Below are 3,550 nucleotides of genomic sequence, written 5' to 3'. Positions count from 1 at the left end.
AGTCTGGATAGATTGTCTCTTTTCTTATTTAAGGGGTATTTGCACCTGATTTATCTTCAAATTGCTTACTTCAGGCTTCCATCTGGATATTTATAAAACTTTTCATCTAACACACTCATCTTCTGACTTATTTTTTCATCGTAAAGTTCTTCAACGTTATTTTGCCTCAGCTTTTCGACGAATTCAGTTTCCCTTATGTTTCTTGGGTTTATCAGAGAGATTGCTTCTTCCAAGATAGCTGCCGTATTTGTTTTACCTGTTTTCTTTAAGAGTCTGAGTGTTTCGTAGCAGTTCTGCCCAGATGAATTGACGAAATATTGGTTTAAGCCTCCATTATTTACTTCCGTTTCAAATTCATCAATATTAGCTACCGGTATTATTTTATCCCGCTCAATTCTTTTCACTTGTTGCTTAACATTTTCATGCGAATCGACCTTGCTTTGAGTATTACAACTAGAGAATGCCGTAATGAATAATAATGCTTTAGTTATTGAAGTAAATTTCATGTTTTAGATAAAAAAATGTAATTAAACTGAAAGGCCTGAAGGTGAACTTTTTAACCCCTCTATTTTCATAAAAAAATTATCATACTGCAGGCATATTCTTTTTTCTGAGCAACAAATAACCAAATCCTGTAATTAAAACAAATACGATCAAAGAATTAATATGCAAAAAAGACGACTCATAAGCCATTCTCCAGGAAGAAACAGAATCTTTTTGGAGGCCGCTAATCCACAGCATTATATCACTAATAAATGTTGAGGATAATAACAATAACCCAAAAGCTAAACGCCAATACCTCGATTTCTGGAAATAGGTGAACCAAAGACTTTGTGTGGAAAGTAAATACACCAATAGCGGAAACACTGCCGGGAACCAATAAGGTCCGGTAAAGCGGTTTACGAACTCATATTGAACATAATCCCCACTTAGCCAGTCAGCACAGAAAATTACCGGGAATTGCAAAAAATATATAATACCAACAACTCTGATCAACCAAATAACAGACCTATCAAACTGCCCGATAAATTTATTTTTTCTAAAAAAGAATATTACGATACTCCAGCAAGCATAAATAAACATTTGCTCCTGCAAAATATAGCGCGGCAAAATAGAGTCAATCATTAATGAGCGTTAAATTTAGATAACACAAATTAAGTTATTTATTTGGTATTGATTAATATACGAGTATTTAAACTACTTCAATTCCCAAATGCTTATAAGGCTTCAGGATTGCATTATCAGAATCTGTTTCAGTAATAATTACATCTACATCGGTAACCGGGCAAACATAGTAAGACTCTACAGTATTTATTTTCTCGAGTGCGGATAGCGCGATGGTTTTTTGCGCCTGGTTAATCATGATGTTGTTAAGTTGGGCATCTTCATATATAATGGAGGTAATACCCATACTATAGTGCAAACTACAGATACCAAGCATACAAACATCGGCCCTGACCTTTCTAAAAGTATCGATAGTTTCTTGCCCCATGGTGGTAAATGCCGTTTTATGCAACCTTCCGCCGGCAAATATCACTTCGGCATTGGGGTGGTCTTCCAAAATATTGGCAACAGGAAAGCTATTGGTAATAATGGTGATTTTTAAATCTTTAGGCAATGCGGCAGCCAGTGCTACTACCGAGGTGCCACCATCGAAAAACACTACCTGACCATCTTTCAAAAACGCTAAGGCTTTGTTTGCAATAATCTGTTTGTGCTGCTGATTGTACTTTTCCCTATCCCGGTAATGCTGTGGAATAGGCGAATGGGCAATTGCGCCACCCCTAACCGCCCTGAGCAGCCCTTGCATATCGAGCTCCTTAATATCACGGCGAACCGTATCTTCTGATACGTTTAACAATGTGCTCAATTCGTTCAACCGCACCTTGGTGTCTTTTTCCAGGGTATTAATAATGATCTGTAGACGCTCTTCTTTTACCATACTACTGCAATATATTGCAAATATATAAATTTACTAGGATTATAATTTGCAATATATTGCAATATTAAATATTTTTGTTGCAAAATATAGCAAATCATGAGAAAAATAATAGGCATTGATATGGACGGCGTTCTCGCCGACATAGAAGACCATATACTTCAGACCTACCAGGCAGAAACAGGCATTTCGCTTACCCGCAACGATATAAAAGGCAAATCGGAAGAAGAACTTTTTCCGGATAGGGCTATGGTAATGAAGATCTGCAATAGAACAGGCTTTTTCAGAAACCTGCCGGTAATGGAAGGCGCTGTTGAAGCCGTAAAAAAATTAATGGAAGACTACGAGATCTATATCGTTTCAGCCGCCATGGAATTCCCCTTATCGCTCTTCGAAAAACGCGAGTGGCTTGCAGAGCACTTCCCTTTTATCAGCTGGAAGAATATCATCTTTTGTGGCGATAAGAGTATAATAGATACCGATTATTTAATTGACGACCATTGTAAAAACCTTGATTTTTGTAAGGGAAAAGCCTTAATGTTTACAGCATTTCACAATGTAGAAAAAGATCATCACCAAAGGATAAATCACTGGAACGAGGTATCAGCATTATTGAAGGAACTTGAAGAGACAAAACTTGAAATTGTCTAGTCAAACATTTAGCCTCTTCATATCCACATGCCAGGGATAAAAAAAGGATGTAGCCACTGGCTACATCCTCTATCTAAATTAACGCTCTCAACTAGAAGTTGATATAAGGCTCTCACCCCTTATGCCTACAATATTACGGCAGAAAGATTAAGATTTGATGAAGATTTTAATTTAAAGCAACAAAAATTATTAGTCACCTCCACAGCCACCGCAGCTACCGCAAGAACTTCCGCAGGATGAACCACAAGAACTGGCTCCGCCGCCGTATCCCCCTCTAACTGGTATATAAGCACTGGCAGGCTGAAACAAAATAAGCCTCCCTAAAAAGAGAGGCTTACGAATGTAATCTAAATCGTCCCGTTGATTTAATTTTTACTTACCCAAATTTAAATACAAATATGATGTTTAGTATATGCAATTTAAGGTTGTACATCAATATGTAAAAAGTGTATAATGTTATGTAAACATAGCGTTTAAAATGAGTATTCTTCGCACAGATCGACCTAACCCATTATGATCAACCGTTAACTACACCAGCTCTCTTACCAACTTACTGCGTATGCGGCTAAGGGTTTCCAAACGCATACCTAAATAACTGGCTATACACCTTAATGGTACTCTAGATATATCAAAAGAGTTTAGTTCCAAAAATTTCTCATAACGCCTTTCTGCCGAAGGGATTCTAGCTATTATGGCCCGTTCTGAGGCGGCATGATACTGGAGCGCTAAAATCTTTCTACCAATAACATTCGTTTCCTGATAACTAGCGTAAAGCTTATCAATCAATAAGTGTGGAATGGCAACCAATTCTGAATTTTCCAATGCCTGCAAATATTCAATTGAGGGCTGAACGTTTTCATCGGGATGTTGAATCGCTCCAATAAATTCGTTCCCTAAACTGATCCAAGTGGTAATCTCTTTATTACCATCTTTAATAAAACCTCTTACCAAGCCTGATAC

5 protein-coding genes are annotated in these 3,550 nt (G+C 37.3%); 1 reads left to right on the top strand and 4 read right to left on the bottom strand.

The window, feature by feature from the left end:
* Positions 1-65: 65 nt before the first annotated feature.
* The 3 genes from AC1DPQ_RS21435 to AC1DPQ_RS21425 form a co-directional block, all read right to left on the bottom strand.
* Entirely contained in the window at positions 66-506 is a 441-nt protein-coding gene (locus tag AC1DPQ_RS21435; protein WP_477610815.1) for a DMP19 family protein, read from the bottom strand.
* Positions 507-585: 79 nt separating this feature from the next.
* On the bottom strand, positions 586-1,125 hold the full coding sequence (locus tag AC1DPQ_RS21430; RefSeq protein WP_477586398.1) for a hypothetical protein: 540 nt from the start codon (positions 1,123-1,125) through the stop codon (positions 586-588).
* A 67-nt stretch (positions 1,126-1,192) separates the two neighbouring features.
* Positions 1,193-1,942 (bottom strand): DeoR/GlpR family DNA-binding transcription regulator, encoded by a 750-nt coding sequence (locus AC1DPQ_RS21425; protein WP_215132066.1) that lies wholly within the window; start codon positions 1,940-1,942, stop codon positions 1,193-1,195.
* A 96-nt stretch (positions 1,943-2,038) separates the two neighbouring features.
* Here AC1DPQ_RS21425 and AC1DPQ_RS21420 point away from each other — a divergent pair, with 96 nt between their 5' ends.
* The gene (locus tag AC1DPQ_RS21420) at positions 2,039-2,590 is read left to right on the top strand and encodes a 5' nucleotidase, NT5C type (RefSeq protein ID WP_477610814.1); all 552 of its coding nucleotides are present in this window, start codon (positions 2,039-2,041) and stop codon (positions 2,588-2,590) included.
* A gap of 528 nt (positions 2,591-3,118) precedes the next feature.
* Here the strand turns inward: AC1DPQ_RS21420 and AC1DPQ_RS21415 are convergent.
* The coding region (locus tag AC1DPQ_RS21415; RefSeq protein WP_477610813.1) for a Crp/Fnr family transcriptional regulator at positions 3,119-3,550 on the bottom strand (432 nt) is incomplete at its 5' end.

This window comes from Pedobacter sp. 01T416_2 (assembly GCF_056398925.1).
Note: the sequence above shows the minus strand (reverse complement) of the source record. Positions and strands in the feature narration are given on the sequence as shown.